Annotated in this window: 17 protein-coding genes; 12 read left to right on the top strand and 5 right to left on the bottom strand. The window is 71.3% G+C overall.

What is annotated here, in order from left to right; translation table 11 throughout:
• Positions 1 to 6 precede the first annotated feature (6 nt).
• Entirely contained in the window at positions 7 to 1,398 is a 1,392-nt protein-coding gene (locus tag NR792_RS01080) for a hypothetical protein (protein ID WP_375758220.1), read from the bottom strand.
• A gap of 68 nt (positions 1,399 to 1,466) precedes the next feature.
• Here NR792_RS01080 and NR792_RS01075 point away from each other — a divergent pair, with 68 nt between their 5' ends.
• Positions 1,467 to 2,276 carry a class I SAM-dependent methyltransferase gene (locus NR792_RS01075; protein ID WP_375758219.1) on the top strand — a complete coding sequence of 270 codons (810 nt, stop codon included), beginning with the start codon at positions 1,467 to 1,469 and terminating at the stop codon, positions 2,274 to 2,276.
• Positions 2,277 to 2,280: 4 nt separating this feature from the next.
• On the opposite strand, the gene NR792_RS01070 is transcribed toward NR792_RS01075, so the two are convergent.
• Positions 2,281 to 3,195, bottom strand: coding sequence for a DMT family transporter (locus NR792_RS01070; protein WP_375758218.1), 915 nt, complete (start codon positions 3,193 to 3,195; stop codon positions 2,281 to 2,283).
• A gap of 122 nt (positions 3,196 to 3,317) precedes the next feature.
• Between NR792_RS01070 and NR792_RS01065 the strand changes: the two genes are divergently transcribed.
• The 4 genes from NR792_RS01065 (at position 3,318) to NR792_RS01050 (ending at position 7,321) form a co-directional block, all read left to right on the top strand.
• Complete coding sequence (locus NR792_RS01065; protein WP_375758217.1) at positions 3,318 to 4,265, top strand: LysR substrate-binding domain-containing protein; 948 nt, start codon at positions 3,318 to 3,320, stop codon at positions 4,263 to 4,265.
• A 103-nt stretch (positions 4,266 to 4,368) separates the two neighbouring features.
• Positions 4,369 to 4,686 carry a hypothetical protein gene (locus NR792_RS01060; protein WP_375758216.1) on the top strand — a complete coding sequence of 106 codons (318 nt, stop codon included), beginning with the start codon at positions 4,369 to 4,371 and terminating at the stop codon, positions 4,684 to 4,686.
• Positions 4,687 to 4,893: 207 nt separating this feature from the next.
• Positions 4,894 to 5,445 carry a MarR family winged helix-turn-helix transcriptional regulator gene (locus NR792_RS01055; RefSeq protein ID WP_375758215.1) on the top strand — a complete coding sequence of 184 codons (552 nt, stop codon included), beginning with the start codon at positions 4,894 to 4,896 and terminating at the stop codon, positions 5,443 to 5,445.
• Entirely contained in the window at positions 5,432 to 7,321 is a 1,890-nt protein-coding gene (locus NR792_RS01050) for a chloride channel protein (protein WP_375758214.1), read from the top strand. The genes NR792_RS01055 and NR792_RS01050 overlap by 14 nt, the downstream gene beginning before the upstream one ends.
• A 10-nt stretch (positions 7,322 to 7,331) precedes the next feature.
• Here NR792_RS01050 and NR792_RS01045 read toward each other — a convergent pair whose 3' ends face one another.
• The gene (locus tag NR792_RS01045; RefSeq protein ID WP_375758213.1) at positions 7,332 to 8,318 is read right to left on the bottom strand and encodes an NAD-dependent epimerase/dehydratase family protein; all 987 of its coding nucleotides are present in this window, start codon (positions 8,316 to 8,318) and stop codon (positions 7,332 to 7,334) included.
• Positions 8,319 to 8,423: 105 nt separating this feature from the next.
• Here NR792_RS01045 and NR792_RS01040 point away from each other — a divergent pair, with 105 nt between their 5' ends.
• The 6 genes from NR792_RS01040 to NR792_RS01015 all read left to right on the top strand — a co-directional run bounded on the left by NR792_RS01040 (position 8,424) and on the right by NR792_RS01015 (position 13,871).
• The gene (locus NR792_RS01040) at positions 8,424 to 9,047 is read left to right on the top strand and encodes a TetR/AcrR family transcriptional regulator (protein ID WP_375758212.1); all 624 of its coding nucleotides are present in this window, start codon (positions 8,424 to 8,426) and stop codon (positions 9,045 to 9,047) included.
• Positions 9,048 to 9,221: 174 nt separating this feature from the next.
• Positions 9,222 to 10,046 carry a TadE family protein gene (locus NR792_RS01035; protein ID WP_375758211.1) on the top strand — a complete coding sequence of 275 codons (825 nt, stop codon included), beginning with the start codon at positions 9,222 to 9,224 and terminating at the stop codon, positions 10,044 to 10,046.
• Positions 10,047 to 10,082: 36 nt separating this feature from the next.
• A complete protein-coding gene (locus NR792_RS01030; RefSeq protein ID WP_375758210.1) occupies positions 10,083 to 11,708 on the top strand; it encodes a pilus assembly protein in 1,626 nt (541 codons plus the stop codon).
• An 11-nt stretch (positions 11,709 to 11,719) separates the two neighbouring features.
• A complete protein-coding gene (locus NR792_RS01025) occupies positions 11,720 to 12,817 on the top strand; it encodes a TadE family protein (RefSeq protein ID WP_375758209.1) in 1,098 nt (365 codons plus the stop codon).
• On the top strand, positions 12,814 to 13,674 hold the full coding sequence (locus tag NR792_RS01020) for a hypothetical protein (protein WP_375758208.1): 861 nt from the start codon (positions 12,814 to 12,816) through the stop codon (positions 13,672 to 13,674). The genes NR792_RS01025 and NR792_RS01020 overlap by 4 nt, the downstream gene beginning before the upstream one ends.
• Positions 13,671 to 13,871: a hypothetical protein gene (locus NR792_RS01015; protein ID WP_375758207.1), complete on the top strand. Its 201-nt coding sequence runs from the start codon at positions 13,671 to 13,673 to the stop codon at positions 13,869 to 13,871. The genes NR792_RS01020 and NR792_RS01015 overlap by 4 nt, the downstream gene beginning before the upstream one ends.
• Before the next feature lie 13 nt (positions 13,872 to 13,884).
• On the opposite strand, the gene NR792_RS01010 is transcribed toward NR792_RS01015, so the two are convergent.
• Positions 13,885 to 14,643, bottom strand: a complete 759-nt coding sequence (locus NR792_RS01010) for a hypothetical protein (protein ID WP_375758206.1) — start codon at positions 14,641 to 14,643, stop codon at positions 13,885 to 13,887.
• Between the two features lie 52 nt (positions 14,644 to 14,695).
• Between NR792_RS01010 and NR792_RS01005 the strand changes: the two genes are divergently transcribed.
• Positions 14,696 to 15,292 carry a hypothetical protein gene (locus NR792_RS01005; protein ID WP_375758205.1) on the top strand — a complete coding sequence of 199 codons (597 nt, stop codon included), beginning with the start codon at positions 14,696 to 14,698 and terminating at the stop codon, positions 15,290 to 15,292.
• Here the strand turns inward: NR792_RS01005 and NR792_RS01000 are convergent.
• Positions 15,273 to 15,893: a hypothetical protein gene (locus tag NR792_RS01000; protein ID WP_375758204.1), complete on the bottom strand. Its 621-nt coding sequence runs from the start codon at positions 15,891 to 15,893 to the stop codon at positions 15,273 to 15,275. The two genes, NR792_RS01005 and NR792_RS01000, sit on opposite strands and share 20 nt — an antisense overlap.

The raw sequence follows: 15,893 nt of genomic DNA, 5'->3' as shown, positions 1-15,893 counted from the left end.
GGTCCCCTACCCCGCCGTCTTCGGCTGACGCGCGAGCCACGCGCGCCACTCGTCGGCGGTCTCGTACTTCTCACCGGAGAGCTGCTTCAACACCTGGACCGCGGGGTCGCGGTTGATGGGCAACGTGAGCGCGGACATCTCCACCAGCCGTTCTCCCAGCTGGCGGAGCAGCCCGGCACGCTGCGCCTTCAGCGCGTCCGGTGGAAGGTCGTCCAGCAGGTAGGAGAGGAGGTACGTCGCCTTGTTGCGGTCGGTCGCCGTCGGCATCGCCACCGCGTCCGCCACCGCGGCCAGGTCCACCAGGGGCTTCGTCGCGGCCTCCTGCGTGGCCGTCAGCACGCGCAGCACGCTGTTGCGCACGGAGGACTCCGGATCCCGGATGAAGGGCTGCAACCGTTGCGCGGTCTCCTCGTTCGTGGGGGCGTAGGCCAGCAGGTAGGCCGCCGCGCCCCGCTTCTCCGGGTCCGCCTCCTCGCGCAGGACGGCGGTCAGCGCGTCCAGCTGCCCTGGCACCTTCGCGAGGAACTCCGGCTCGAAGGCCGCGAGGTCCGGATGACCGAACCCACCGACGCAGCTCGCGACCTTGCAGCTGGAGTCTTCAGCCAGCTTCCCCTGCATCTGGAGCTGCTGCAGGCGCTGCACATAGTCGTTCCACCGGGCAACCAGTCCTTCCGGATCCGTGGGGTGCCCCTTGGGCTCCGGGAGGAAGCGCAGCCGGCCCGCGTCCTCGGCATCCACCATGTCCACCACCACGAAGGCGGTGCCCTTGCGCTCCGCGGCGAAGTAGATGGACATGCCCACGCGGGCGAAGGCCAGGCCGTACTGCTCACGCAGCGCCGCCTCCTTCTGCCTGAAGATGGCGGCGCTGTGCACGATGGGCTTGCCCACCTCCAGCCCCATCAGCCGCTGGATCGTCTCCCGGTCCACCTTCCGCGAACCGAAGGCATCCACGCCCATGAGCGTCATCGTCATGAAGGGCGCCTCGGGTGCCTTCGCCAGGTTGGCGCGGGCCTCCGCGACGATGCCGCTCCACGCGGGCAGCGGGTGCAGCGCCGCCAGCTCCGGGTCGTATTCGAGATGATCCGCGTCGTAGTAGCCGCCCTGGACCGCGCGCTTCAGCACCTCCACGGCCGCGTCCGTGTGGCCCGCGAGCGAGGCGCACCCCGCGGAGCGATAGAAGGACTCCGCGCGGTCCGGCCCCTCCACGTCCGCCTCGCCGGAGGCGCGGAAGCGCTCCGCGCACCGCTCGAAGTCCAGCGAGTCATAGGCCTGCTCCGCCTCCGCCGAGAGCTGCCGGGCCCGCGAAGCCAGGTCAGGCTCCGCCGGGCCCGCCGTCCTCGGGGAGTGCGCGCAACCCGCGCCCAACGCGACCACACCCAGCGCCATCACGAATCGCATCTGGACCAACCTTTCGTGAAAGCGCGTATCTCATGCAAGCTGCGAGCAGGTTTCAAGGAGCGCCCCCCATGGCCAACGCCATTTCGAAGACCGCCTATTACACCCTGGCCTGCCGGGCCGAGGACGCACGCCAGCCCCGGCCGCTGTGCGGTGACACCTTCGCGTCCCGCTTCATGGATGACGAGGCGCGGCAGGTCTGGGCCCGCTTCCAGTCCTTCCGCGAGGCCAACGCGAGCAACGCCGCGCGGCATCAGATCATCGACGCGCTGTTGCAGGAGGAGCTGGACCGGGCCCCCGACGCGCGGGTGGTGGTGCTGGGCGCGGGCTTCGACACGCGGGCCTACCGGCTTCGCGGCGGCCGGTGGCTGGAGGTGGACGAGCCCGCCATCCTCACGCTCAAGGACGCGAAGCTGCCGGTGACGGAGGCGCGCAACCCGCTGGAGCGCCTCTCCATCGACTTCGCGGCGGAGTCGCTGGCGCGGAAGCTCGCGCCCTACCAGGACTCGCGGCGCACGCACGTCATCATCGAGGGCGTGCTCATGTACCTGTCGAACGCGCAGCGCCGGGACATGTTCGCGGTGCTCGCCCAGGTGTTCCCCCACCACGCCGTGTACTGCGACCTGATGCGCGCCACCTTCCAGCGCGAGTACAGCCGCGAGCTGCACGAGGTGCTCGCCAGCATGGGCGCGTCCTTCCAGGACATGACGGACACGCCGGAGGCCCCCCTCCTGGAGGCGGGCTACACGGTCGCGTCCTCCACCTCCGTCCCGCTGCGCGCGCTGGAGCTCGCTGGCAAGCGCGTCCCGGCGTTCATCGTCCGCCGGTTCATGCCCACGGTCCGCGACGGCTACGGCATCTGGAAGTTCGAGCGGCGCTGACGCCTCACTTCACCTTCGGCGCCGAGGCGGACTGTCCCAGCGCCACGCTCCCCAGGATGAGGGTGCCTGACACCAGCATGGTGGGCGTCAGCGGCTCGCCCAGGAGCAGCCAGGCCCAGGTCAGCGCGAACAGCGGCACCAGGTAGGTGACGACGGCGGCGCGCGGCGCGCCGATGCGCTGGATGAGGCGGTAGAACACCGCGTACCCGAAGCCGGTGCAGATGACGCCCAGGGCCGCCGCCGCCAACCAGGCCCGCGTGCCAATGGGCTCCGCGGGCCACATGACCACCGCGAAGGGCAGCATCAGCACCGCGCCGCTGGCCAGCGTGGCGGCGGCGACCGCGGAGGCCGGCAGCCCGGTGAAGTGGCGGCGCACCAGGTTCGAGCCGATGCCGTAGAGGAACGCGCCCGTGGTCCCCGCCGCCACGGCCCAGGCGACACTCGCGCCCGCGGCCTTCCCGCTGGCCAGCACCACCACCCCGGCGAAGCCCACGAGCAGCGCCACCGCGCGCCGGCCTCCGATGCGCTCGCCGTAGAAGAGGAACGCCACCAGGGCGGTGAAGAGCACCGCCATGCTGTTGGTGATGGCCCCGATGCCCGCGGGGGCCTGCCGCGCGGCCCAGGCGAACAGCGAGAAGGGCACCGCCGCGTTGATGACGCCCACCAGCGCCAGCCGGGGCCACAGCTCGGGACGGATGGCCCCGCGCGCGCGCCAGAGGAAGGGCATCAGCACCGCCGAGCCCAGCACCAGGCGCAGCGCCACCAGGGGAACGGGGCCGAAGGCCGGCGCCGCGATGCGCAGGAACAGGAAGGACGTGCCCCAGATGGCGGCCAGCCCGCCCAGCTCCAGGGGCGTGAGCCACGCCCGGTTCAAGGTGGGAGTCACGGCCTGGGGATGGACGGGAACGGATGCGCTCATGGCGGCCCCCTCGTGCGAGGAAGGAATCTGACTTCTGTCTGGCCCTTTCTTCACGCCGTCACCTCCGCTTCACAAGCGCATCGTTTCCGTGTCAGACATGAGCCAGATTTGAGGCTCGGCCCATGACCCTGCGCACCGACCTGCTCCCCGCCCTGGCGGCCTTCGAGTCCGCCGCCCGCCACCAGAACTTCGCCCGCGCGGCGGAGGAGCTGCACCTGACCGCCAGCGCGGTCAGCCACCACGTCCGCAAGCTGGAGGACCGGTTGGGCGTCGTGCTCTTCCAGCGGCATGCCCGGGGCGTGGCGCTGACGGCCGAGGGGCGCCAGCTCGCGGACGCCGCCAGCACCGCGCTGTCGGACATGGACAACGTGCTCGGGGGCCTCAAGCGGTCGCGGGACGAGGACGCCGTGGTGCGCGTCACCACCGTGCACTCGCTGACGTACACCTGGCTCCTGCCACGCATGCCCGGCTTCACGGCCCAGCACCCGCGCGTGCGGATCCACGTGGACACGGAGATGGCGCTCACCCGCTTCGACGAGGGCGGGCCGGACCTGGGCATCCGCTATGGCCAGCCCCCGTGGCCGGGCCTGAGCGCGCAGCCGCTGATGGACGACGCCCTGTTTCCCGTGGCCTCCCCGCGGCTCGCGGGCATCGAGCACACGCGCGAGGCGGCGGACGTGGCGAAGCTCCCGCTCATCGCGGACCTCTCCCGCCAGGGCTGGCAGGACTGGTTCCGTTCGGCGGACGTGCGCGGGGTTCACTTCGAGGAGCGCTACAGCTTCAGCGACACCACCGGCGCGCTGATGGCCGCGGTGCAGGGCCTGGGCGCGGCGCTGGCGCGCGAGAAGATTGTCACGCCCTACTTCGCGGACGGCCGGCTCATCCGGCTGCCCGGTCCCATCGTGCCCACCCGCGCCAGCTATTTCGTGGTGTACCCCTCGCACCGGCGGCTGCGCCCGGCCGCGCGCCTCTTCTGTGACTGGCTCCTGGCCCAGCGCGAACGCCCGGACCCGCCGGTTCCGGCCGCGACACCCGGCGCCGCACCGCCACGCCGGAAAGTTCCCCAATGACAGTCATCACCCTGGGGTGACTCCAAACCCTCCCACCGCCTGCATTTACTTGTCTGGGAAGGAGGGCCACACTCGCCGCGCCGTTCCCTCACGAGGAGCACACATGCGCAAGCTGGTGAAGTCCCTGCTGTCGGTCTCGGCTGTCCTGTCGCTGGCCCCCACGGCTGCCTTTGCCCTGCCGCCCCAGTGCAGCTACCTGGGCTGTCGCACGCAGGAGTGCGACGCGTACTGCTACATCGGGGTCACGGTGGAGACGACGTGCGGTGAGTACACGAACTATCAGTCCTGTGGCGGCGTCGCCGTCGCCCCCACCACCACGGCCTCGGTGACCGCGGACGAGGCCCGCCAGGCGGACGACGCCTCGCAGGTGTGCAGCGAGGAGCACCCCGCCGCCGAGCAGGCCGTCACCGCCGGCACCTGAGCCGGATTCGCTGCGTCGCGGGGCCCGGGCGCCATGGCCGGGCCTCGCGGTGGTTCCCGCCGTGGCACGTCCCGGGCCGCGCGCTCCGAGGGTGGGGGGCTCCCCCTTCGTCGAGCGCCGCCCTCCCGCCGGCCCCCAGGCGGCCGGGCATCCCCCGCGCTTTTGCTTGTACCCGTGCCCCCTGCCCCGTAGGTTGCGGGCAGATATATGGGCTCCCATTCAAATCGAACGCCGCCCGCGGACGTCTCCGCCGAGGTGCGCGCGGCGATGGACGGCGTGCGCCGGCTGGTGCGGCTGCTGCGGGTCTCCGCTCGCGCGTCCGAGCGGCTGGTGGGCATCAGCGGCGCCCAGCTCTTCATCCTCCAGGAGTTGGCGGAGTCCGGGCCCTGCTCCATCAACACGCTCGCGGAGCGAACGCTCACGCACCAGAGCAGCGTGTCCGTCGTCGTCACGAAGCTCATCGAGCAGGGACTGGTGAGCCGCCGCCGCTCCGACGAGGACGGCCGCCGGGTGGAGGTGGCGCTGGAGCCCAAGGGCCGCACGCTGGTGCGCAAGGCGCCGCCCATGGCCCAGGCCCGGCTCATCTCCGGGCTGCGGGGCCTGAAGCCCGACGTGCGCGCGGGGCTGGTCCAGGGATTGGACGCCTGGGTGCGCGCGCTGGGGCTCGGTGGGGACGAAGCCCCGCTCTTTTTCGAAGACGAAGCCTCGCGCCCTCCGCGGCGCCGCAAGACACGGGAGCAACCGGATGAAGAAGCCTGAGGTTGAACGCATCGAGGAGGGCCTGGGCGAAAGGCCGGAGGAACGGTCCGGCCTCCCCGTGGCCCCGTCGATGGGCCCCGCGCTCGCCAGCCTGCGCACCCCCGCCACCTCCGTGTCGGTGGACTCCCGCACGGTGTACATCAGCGTCCTGGCGGTGGGGCTCGCGGCCGTCGCCGGCCTGGTGGCGCAGGGGCTGGGCACGCTCATCCACTTCGTCACGAACCTGGCCTTCTTCGGGCGGCTGTCCGTGCAGCCGGTGTCACCCGAGGCCAACACGCTGGGAGGCTGGGTGGTGCTCGTGCCCGTGGCGGGCGCCATCATCGTGGGACTGATGGCGCGCTACGGCTCGCGGGCCATCCGGGGCCACGGCATCCCGGAGGCCATGGAGCAGGTGCTCTTCAACCAGAGCCGCATCCCGCCCCGGATGACGCTGCTCAAGCCGCTGTCGTCGGCCATCGCCATCGGCACCGGCGGCCCGTTCGGCGCGGAGGGGCCCATCATCGCCACGGGCGGCGCGCTGGGGTCGCTCCTGGGACAGGGGCTCCACGTCACGGCGGACGAGCGCAAGGCGCTGCTCGCCGCGGGCGCCGCCGCGGGCATGGCCGCCACGTTCGGCGCGCCGGTGTCCGCCGTGCTCCTCGCCGTGGAGCTGCTGCTCTTCGAGTTCAAGCCCCGCTCCGTCATCCCCGTCGCCCTGGCCACCGCGACCGCGACCGGCGTGCGCATCGCCTTCATGGGCGGCGCGCCCGCGTTCGCCATCCCGGACCTGACCACGCCGTCCGGCACGGCGCTCGCGTTCTATGGGGTGCTGGGCCTCATCGTGGGTGGCGCCTCCGTGCTGTGCACGCGCGCGGTGTACTGGCTGGAGGACGCGTTCGAGAAGCTGCCCATCCACTGGATGTGGTGGCCGGCGCTGGGCGGCATCGTCGTGGGCGTGGTGGGCTGGCTGTCCCCGCGCACGCTGGGCGTGGGCTACACCAACATCGAGGACATCCTGTCCGGCCACTTCGTGGGGACGGCGATGCTCGTCTTCTGCGCGCTCAAGTTCATCTCCTGGTCCGTCGCGCTGGGGAGCGGGACGTCCGGCGGCACGCTGGCGCCCCTCTTCACGCTGGGCGGCGGCCTGGGCTCCGGCCTGGGGCTGCTCGCCACGCAGCTGTTCCCCAGCCTGGGCGTGGACGTGCGCGTCGCGGCGCTGGTGGGCATGGCCGCCCTCTTCGCGGGAGCGTCGCGCGCGCTGCTGGCGTCGGTGGTGTTCGCCTTCGAGACCACGCGGCAGCCGATGGGCCTGTTGCCGCTGCTCGCCGGGTGCGCGGCGTCCTATCTGGTGTCCGCGCTGCTCATGCGTCACTCCATCATGACGGAGAAGCTGGCGCGGCGAGGCGCCCGCATCCCCACGGAGCTGGGCTCGGACGCGCTGAGCCAGACGCTCGTGCGCGAGCACGGCCTCAAGCCCGTGGTGATGTTGCAGGCGGACATGCCGCTGGAGGAGGTGCGCGCGTGGCTTGCGTCCGACGCCGCGGGCTCCCGCCACCAGGGCTTCCCCGTCGTCTCCCGCGAGGGGGCGCTCGTGGGCGTCGTCACCCGGAGGGATCTGCTGGACAGCCAGGACAGCGCCGGCCGGCGGATGAAGGACGTGGTGAAGCGTCCCCCGGCGGTCGTGTTCGACGACAGCTCCCTGCGCGAGGCGGCCGACCTGATGGTGGACGAGGGCGTGGGCCGCCTGCCCGTCGTCTCCCGCGCCCGGCCGGAGCAGGTCGTGGGCATCCTCACGCGCAGCGATCTGCTCGCCGGCCACCGGCAGCGCCTGGCCAACGCCCGCACGCGGGAGCGCGGCATTGGCGGCGTGCGTCCCCCCACGCCCCGGCCCGCCTGAGCGCCGGGGCTCAGGTCGTCGCGGGGACCGGCGCCGGGCGGGCCTTCGCCGCCGGGTCCCCGCGCAGCGCCGCGAGCGTCTGGCGGATGCCCTCCGCGTAGGGCGTCTTGTGCACCGTGCCCAGGAGGCCGCGCAGCGCGGAGTCGTCCATCAGCACGGGGTTCGTGAGCAGGTAGTACATCTCCACGAGCTCCTTCATGAACGGGTCGAAGAGGCCCACCAGCCGCACCAGCGTCTTCCCCATCGTCATCGTCTTCGGCGCGTGGCCCGCCTGCGCGTAGAGCTCCTTCACCATCTCGCGCTGCGTGGTGACACCCGCGCCCGCCAGGTTCCAGAAGCGGCCATACGCGCGGGGCTCGTCCATCAGCGCGGCGACGACGGGGCCCACGTCGTTGACGAAGACGAACTCATGCGGTGTGTCGAGCGGCCCGATGAGCGGCGCGCGCTTGCCCTGCGTCGCGGCGACGAAGGCGCGGTAGAGGAAGCTGCGCTCCACGCCCGGCCCGTAGAAGTCCGGCAGCCGCAGGATGGTGCCCTGGATGGCGCCCGCCGCGTCCGCCTCCAGCAGCAGGTCCTCCTGGGCCTTGCGCATGCGGCCCTTGAAGGAGTTCGGCTCGCGCGGATGGGACTCCGGCACCGTCGCGGTGCGCGGCATCCCGTACGGATACACCGTGCCGATGAGCACCACCCGCTCCACGCCCTCCGCGATGGCCGCGTCCAGCGTGCGGCGCATCAGCTCCGGGTGCAGGTGGAACTGCCAGTAGTTCACCCCCACCATGTAGATGATCGTCCGGACGCCCCGCGCCGCGGCCCGGATGGACGCCGGGTCCTCCGGATTCCACGTCACCACCTCCGCCCGGGGATCCGCGCCGAACTCCCTCCGCAGACTTGCTTCCGAGCGTCCGACCACCCGGTACGGCCGGCCCTGCGCCTGGAGCGTCCGCGCCACGCTCTGCCCAACGACGCCCGAAGCGCCAAACAACGCCACCGTCTCCATGTCGTCCTCCCGGGAATGAACAGCTGACGATTTTATGAACATCGTTCAGTGAACACCGTTCATCTATTGGTGGCCGTTCTTTTCGTCAAGGCCTACCCTCGTGACATGGGCGTCACGGAGCGCAAGGAGCGTCAGCGGGCGGAGCTGCGGGAGCACATCCTCCAGGTGGCTCGCGACATGGTGATGAAGGAAGGCTTTGGCGCGCTCTCCATGCGCAAGCTGGCGGACGCGGTGGAGTACGCGCCCGCGACGCTCTACCTCCACTTCGAGAACCGCGACGCCATCGCGCGGGAGCTGTGCGTGCGCGGCTTCCAGGAGCTGCTCGCGCTGCTGGAGCCGGCGGCCGCCGTGAAGGAGCCCGCGGAGCGGCTGTCACGCCTGGCGGAGGCGTACCTGGCCTTCGGCTTGAAGCACCCGGAGACCTACCGCCTCGTCTTCATGGAGGACCCCAAGCTGTCCGCGGACCTCTTCCAGGACAAGAAGGAGGGCGCGGGCCCGAAGTCCTTCGCACTGCTGGTGCGGGCCTTCGAGGACCTGAAGGCGGATGGCCGGGCGCTTGAAGCCACGTCCGCCGAGCGGCTGGCGGAGGTGTTCTGGGCGGGGCTGCACGGCATCATCAGCCTCAAGCTCACCTGCTCCGGGTTCCAGGGCGCACCGGCGGAGGCGCTGGTGAAGACGCTCGTCGCCACGCTGGTGCACGGTCCGAAGCCCGCGCGGCGCTCCCGGTAAAGTCCACCCCCACCCGGCGGGTGGGCTCCGCCGGCCGGACGCGTCCACGCGCCCGATACCGTCTCTCCGCGTCCTGCATGGGATACGGTCCTGTTTCATGGAGAAGGCTGGCGGACGTCCGGGCGGCCGCCGACTGGCATCCCCATGACACACCGTGTGAAGATTGGACGCCCCATGAAAAAGTCCCAGCCAACCCATTCCGGTGAGTCGGGTCAGGCGCTCGTGGAGTCCGCGCTGGTCATCCCGGTGATGGTGTTCCTCATCCTGGGCATCCTCCAGTTGGGGACGCTGCACCACGCGCGGCTGATGACGGAGTACGCCGCGTACCGGGCGGCGCGCGCGGGCATCGTCAACCACGGCGACTGCGAGATCATGAAGAAGGCCGCCTACGTGGCGGTGCTGCCCACCCTGGGCCCGCCCAAGTCCGGCGGCAAGGGCCGCGTGGACACGCTCATCAACGTGGCGCTGGTCCATGACGCCTACACGGATCCGAAGCTGGCGGATCAGAACCAGCGCTACCAGGAGGTGGACCTGGAGCGCGTGCGGGTGGAGGTGCTCAACCCCCGGAAGAGCCAGCTGCCGGGCCTCTTCTCGTCGTATGGCTCACACATGCAGGGGCGGGAGCTGGACTACGACGACGTGCGCAACGCGCAGGTCATCGAGGCCAACCTCCTCACGGTGCGCGTGACGTACTTCTACGAAATGCGCATCCCGTTCGCGAACTGGCAGCTGCACGCCTTCTACATGGGCCGCGAGGCGCTCAACGGCCTGGCCATGCGGGGCGTCAACTTCACCACCCAGAAGGTGAACGGCGGCAGCCTCACGGACCACCTGGAGGACCAGGGCGCGGGACAGACCCCGGACCACCAGAAGATCCGCACGCTCGCCGACAGCAACGTCTTCGCCATCCCCGTCGTCGCCACCTATTCGATGCGCATGCAGTCCAACCTCCTCAACAGCGGCGCATACGGCCCCAACGCATGCGCGGTGGACGGCTAGCGTCTCCCCCGACGCTGGCCAGAAGGACCCCCTCGGATGTTTCGGATCTTGCGGAGACTGCGGCGCGACGAGCGCGGGCAGGCCATGGTGCTTGGGGTGGTGGTCATGCTGGTGCTGGCCGTCACCATCATGACGTCGGTGGGCATCGGCCGCGGCGTGTACGAGAAGATCAAGCTGCAGGACGCCGCGGACGCGCAGGCGTACTCGCTGGCGGTGAAGGAGGCGCGGGCCTACAACTTCCTCGCGTACACCAACCGCGCGATGATCGTGCACTACTCCGCGATGCTCACGGTGATGTCCTACGTGAGCCACGCGGTGTACCTGGACCGCACCATCGGCGTCGCGGCCAAGTACCTGCAATACATCCCCGGCATCGGCGCCGTCTTCGCGGCCGTGTCCGCGGCGATAAAAGCCTGGAAGGTCACGGTGGAGACGGTCTCACGACTGCTCATCCCCGTGCTGACAGCGCTCAACATCGCGCTGTGGCTGGCCCAGGAGGCCATGCTCACGGGCACCCTCTTCGACCTCTACACCACGCAGGGACATGGGAACGTCATCTCGGGCACCGACCCCCGGGCGGACGTCACCGCGGACATGGACTCCGGGCAGTCCTTCAACAACGCCTCCGTCTCCTCGCTGTTCGGCAACCCGGCCGACATCAACTACTCCAACGCCAAGAACTTCCTCCACGTCCTGGATGACGGCCCCTTCAGCAGCAGTCCCACCATGGGCATGGACCCCACCGGCATGCTCACGCGCGCGAAGCTGGCGTCGGCCAACAAGCTGTCGGATCCGAACATGGCCAAGTACCGCCTCTTGATGGGCAACCTGGCCAACGGCGTGCGGCGCACGTGGACGGCGCAGGGCGAGGGGCCCATCCTCATTGGACGCAAGTGGGAGTTCCGGCTGTGCGTCGGCATTGGGGAGCTGCGCATCCGCAAGACGGCGGACAGTCAGATCAAGAGCTTCGACGAGGGCTTCGAGAACAACCGCAAGGATCAGCTCTTCGCGTCGGACGACATCCGCATCGAGGTGCGCCCCACCTGCTTCCTCTTCGGCTGGAGCGACGTCTTCCGGCTGCGCTTCCGGGCGGCGGCGGACAACCGGGGCGGCTTCCACCAGGAATACGGCTCCAGCAAGACGGATGACCACCACCCGTGGCTGGGCATCACGCCGTTCGTCACGTCCGACACCAGCTTCGTGAGCCCCCGGCAGAACCACTTCGGCTACCCGTGCAACCTCATCGTCCTGGGCAAGGACATGGGCGCGGAGCGCACCGGCAACAAGCCGGTCTACGAGCTGGAGAACCTGTCCCAGAACGCGTTCATGGAGGGCAGCGGCGACGGCAAGTACAACGTCGCGGAGAACAACGACGAGGGCATCCGCGAGTCGTACCTGGACATGACCTGGCAGTACGTGGGCGGCAAGCAGGACGGCTACGCGGCGGACTTCCGCCAGCGCACCGGCGGCATGATGGCCATGGCGGTGGGCCGCGCCATCTACCACCGGCCCGGCCAGTGGAAGGAGGAGCCCAACTTCTTCAACCCGCTCTGGACCGCGCGCCTGGCGCCCATCCAGACGCACTGGGACGCGGATCACCTCAAGTGGCTGGTGCCGGCCTGGGAGGACAGCGAATGGCTCATTCAAGGCATCAACTACTGATGCGCCCCGGCATGCGTCACGCCCGCCGGGCAGCGCGGGGGACGGCGACGGTGGAGCTGGCGCTGCTGGCGCCGCTCATCATCGTGCTGGTCCTCTGGGCGAACTACTTCTGGGAGGTGCAGCGCGCGCGCATCAAGATGGCGGAGATGGCGCGCTTCGTGGCCTTCGAGCGCACGGTGCGCCAGGACCTCCCCGGCATCGTCGCGGAGGCGCGGCAGCGCTACCAGGACCTGGACGGCTCCACCAAGACGGGCACGCTGGGCACGGCCTACCAGAACGGCATCACCATCCAGGTCCAGGCCCGGAACGCGGACGCGCCGCTGGAGAGCGTGGATCTGTCGAAGATGGGCTCCCAGTCGGGCATGGGCGGCCTGGCGGGCGCGGCCCTGGGCGCCCTGGGCAGCACGCCGGAGGAGCTGGTGCGGGACATGGGGTTCAACCCCAGCGAGGGCGCGGTCCAGGCGGACGTGCAGGTCCAGCTGGTGAACCGCATCATCCCCCGGGAGATCGCCCTCTACACGACGGGCTTCGACGGCAACCAGCTGGACCTGAACTTCGAGGAGCACTTCTACCTCTTCCACGACACGTGGCGGGCGTGGGAGCCGGGTGACGCGCCATCGCAGACGTATGAGCGGGTGGAGCAGCGCACGCACGACCGCGTGAGCCGCATCGTGTACGCGGGCGTGGCGAGCGGCGGCGGCGGGGCGCTGGAGGCCATCGAGGCGGTGCTGTCCGTGCTGGGGCTCGACTTCCCCTTCTCCGAGGAATACGTCCGCGACTCCGTGCTCATCCGCGACGTGCCGGCCGCGGGCAGGTTCGCCGCGGGACCGCCGACGCGCACGGTGCCCGGCGACGTGCTCCAGGCCGCGTACTGGCGCAACGACACGAGCTACTGCTTCGGCAGCTGCGAGCCCAACGCCATCAAGACGAAGCGCGGGCTCACCAACTCCGGAGGCCGGGGCGACAACTGGCCCATGCGCTCATACCGGTGCCGCGGGAACTTCTTCCAGGGCACGACCCTCTCCTACGCCCCGGAGTCCGAGTACTCGCAGTCCACGACGGCGGCGGCGGCCTACTTCCACTACAACAGCGACGCCTGCGTGCCATGAGTGGCCTGACGGACCACACGGGCGCGCTCACGCGCTGGCTGGGCCTGGGCGGGCTGCTCGCGCTCGTGGCCACCGCCGCGCTGATGAAGGACCCGCCGGCCGCTCCCTCCGAGCCCCGTGCGAAGCCGTCCGCTCCCGAGCTGGCGCTGCCTCCGGCGCCGCCGCTTCCGGATGCGGGCGTGGGCCGGGTGCAGCGGGTGTTCCCGCCGTTTCCCGGCGCCGTGCTCGTGCCCATGGGCCGGCTGGAGGCCAACGGCAGCCCCATGGAGCTGGGCTACTTCGAGACGGACCACCCGCCGGGCGAGGTGCTGGAGTTCTACGCGCGGGAGTTCCGGCTCCGGGGCCGCAACATCGTCACGCAGGACGACGGCGCGGGCGGCGGCGCGGTGAACTACTACGACGAGCGGCTGGGCGCGATGGTGGCCGTCACCACCATCCGCGTGGGCGGCGCCACGACGCGCACGCTCGTGTTCCCGTCGCTGGTGGAGGCGCCCGAGGGCATCCACCTGCAGGGCACGGCGCCCGCGTCGCTGCCGCAGCCTCCGGGCGCGTTGACGGTGCTGCGCGTGGACGAGCAGGGCGCCGGGCGCGGCGCGGGCAGCACCACGCTCACCCAGGTGGCGCACGGCACGCCGCAGATGCTCGCGGAGTTCTACCGGGCGCAGATGCCCTCGCGGGGCTACACCCCTTCGGAGCGGCGCCTCGCCAAGGGCGTGGAGCTGCTCGACTTCGAGCGTCCCGGTGAGCGCGTGTCGCTGTCGCTGTCTCCGCTGGACAAGGACGGTCCTCCGGAGTCGCTGATCACGTTCGTCATCGAACGTACCTCCCCTCCCCCTCCCCAGGAGTCGAATCGATGAACGGCTTGTTGTCGCGCGGCTACCGGTGGCTGCGGCGCCCTCGCTCGCGGGGGCAGGCCATGGCGGAGTTCACCATCCTGCTGATGGCGCTCATGTTCGGGCTCGGCGCCATCACCACGTTCGCGCCGGAGATGTTCGCGGCGCTCACCATCTACATCCGCGGCTTCTACTGCGTGCTGGGCTATCCGTTCGGCTGAAGGCGCCCCGGCGTCAGGGAACGGGCAGCCGGGGCAGCGAGAGCGGCACGGCGTCCAGCGCGGGCCGGGCACCGGTGCCGCTCTTCTGGGCCGTCCAGGTGGACTCCGCGTCGCGCAGGGACTCCACGCCGAACACGGGAACCTGGGCCGCGGTCACCACCGTCATCTTCTGGCCGGACTCCAGACGGAAGGTCTGTTCGCGGCCCTTGCCGGCGAAGGGGCCGGTGCGCAGGTCGAGGTCACGCTGGCGGACCGGCACGCCCCGGAGCGTGGCGTGGTCCGCGAGGAGGTCCACGGGGATGGAGACGGGGGTGTTGGGCGGAACGGAGAGGGCCAGCCGCTCCACCACGGCGCGAGCGGTGCCGGCGCGCGACACCCAGACGACGAAGAGGGCGCGGGGCGCCGTCTGGTAGTCCAGCTCCACCTGGTAGAGCGTGTCGTGCTCGCGCGGCGTCTCGCCCACCACGGCGGCACGCACGGTGAAGGTGCCCTGCTTCGACATGCCCTGCTTCGACTGGACGGTGTATTCCACCCACGAGCCCACGACGGGCTGGAGCTGGCCGTACAGGAGCAGGGACGGCACCAGGGCGCGCGCCTCCGCGAGGCGCTCGGGGGCGATGGGCGGATCCGCCGGGGCCAGCGTTCCGGCGTCGGTGGGAGCCGCCGTCGTGGCGGGGCGGGCCGGAGCGGTGCCCGCGTCGGGCGCGGCGGACGTGGCCGGCGTGGCGGAGAGCAGCACGGCGGTGCACACGGGACACAGGAGGCGGCGCATGGGAACAGCACTATGGGACCGGGGCTCCGCGCCGGACAAGCGTGGAGGACGCATGGGACGGAGTGTGTTGTTGCTCGCGGTGTTGTTCATGGGCCTGGCGGCGCTGCCCGCCCGGGCGCAGGACCGCGCGCCGGATGCGTTGTTCGGGCTGCCGCTCGTCGTTCGCGAAGGCGGCTGGGCGCGCTACGTGAACATGTCGCCGGACGGGCCCGCGCAGTTCGTCATCAAGATGGGGGGCCCGGGACGCTACGAGGGCAAGCGCGGCCGGTGGGTCCTCCTGGAGATCGACGTGCCCGCCACCGGGCGTGTGGGCTTCGACTTCCTGGTGGAGGGCGAGCGCTTCAGCGCGAAGAGCGTGCTGCTCATGCGGCTGCGGGTGCCGGGCCGGCCGCCGTCCGACACGCCCGCGCCCTTCAACCAACCGGGCGCTGACCGCCAGCCCCACCTGCTCCGCCAGGGCTCGGAGACCATCGCCGGCAAGAAGCTGGCGGTGACGGAGTACTCGTACGCGGGAGGCATCACCGCGCAGTGGTCGCCGGCCGTTCCGGCGCTGGGCCTGGTGCGCGTCTCCGGTACCCAGTCCTTCCAGCTGGAGGCCTTCGGCGTGGGGGGAGACCCGTGGAAGGCCGCTACCGCCGCCGGACGGTAAGGCCCGCCCCGAGCAGCGCGGCCCGCACCGGCTCCTCCTCCGAGCTGTCGAGCCGCGCGGCCAGCAGCAGCCGCGTCCCGTGCCCTGCCTGGAGCCGCACGCGGGGCAGGTCCCCCTGCTCCCGCTGGAACGAGAACCACTCCAGCCGGGAGAACGGCGTGCGCCGCCCCAGCGAGTCGATGAAGCCAGTGGGGCCCAGGAACAGCGCGGGCACCGCATGCAGCCCCACGCCCGCGAGCCACCCGGCGACGCCCAGGCAGAACGTGGCGAGCGCGGGCCGGCCCTCCGAGGAGAGCAGCCGCAGCCCCACCAGCGCCAGCACGCCCATGGTCGCGAGCACCAGCGCATAGGTGCCCATCTCCGCGCGCGAGCGCAGCGCCACCAGCCGCCCACCGCGCCACAGCCCCACGAGCGCGCCCAGCGCCACGAGCGCCAGTCCGCCCGCGGCCACCGACACCCCCAGCGCCATCATCCCGGGACGGCCGCCCAGCTCGCGCGACTCGCGCACGAGCCACGCGGCGCAGCCCGCGAAGAAGACCAGCGTCACGCCCTGGAAGGCAGCCGTGGAGACGGGGCGCGAGGGAAGGCTCGGAGGCGTCAC

This window comes from Corallococcus exercitus (genome assembly GCF_042231735.1).
Classification (GTDB): domain Bacteria; phylum Myxococcota; class Myxococcia; order Myxococcales; family Myxococcaceae; genus Corallococcus; species Corallococcus exercitus_B.
The sequence above is the reverse complement of the archived record's forward strand: the minus strand, read 5'-3'. Positions and strand labels throughout refer to the sequence as shown.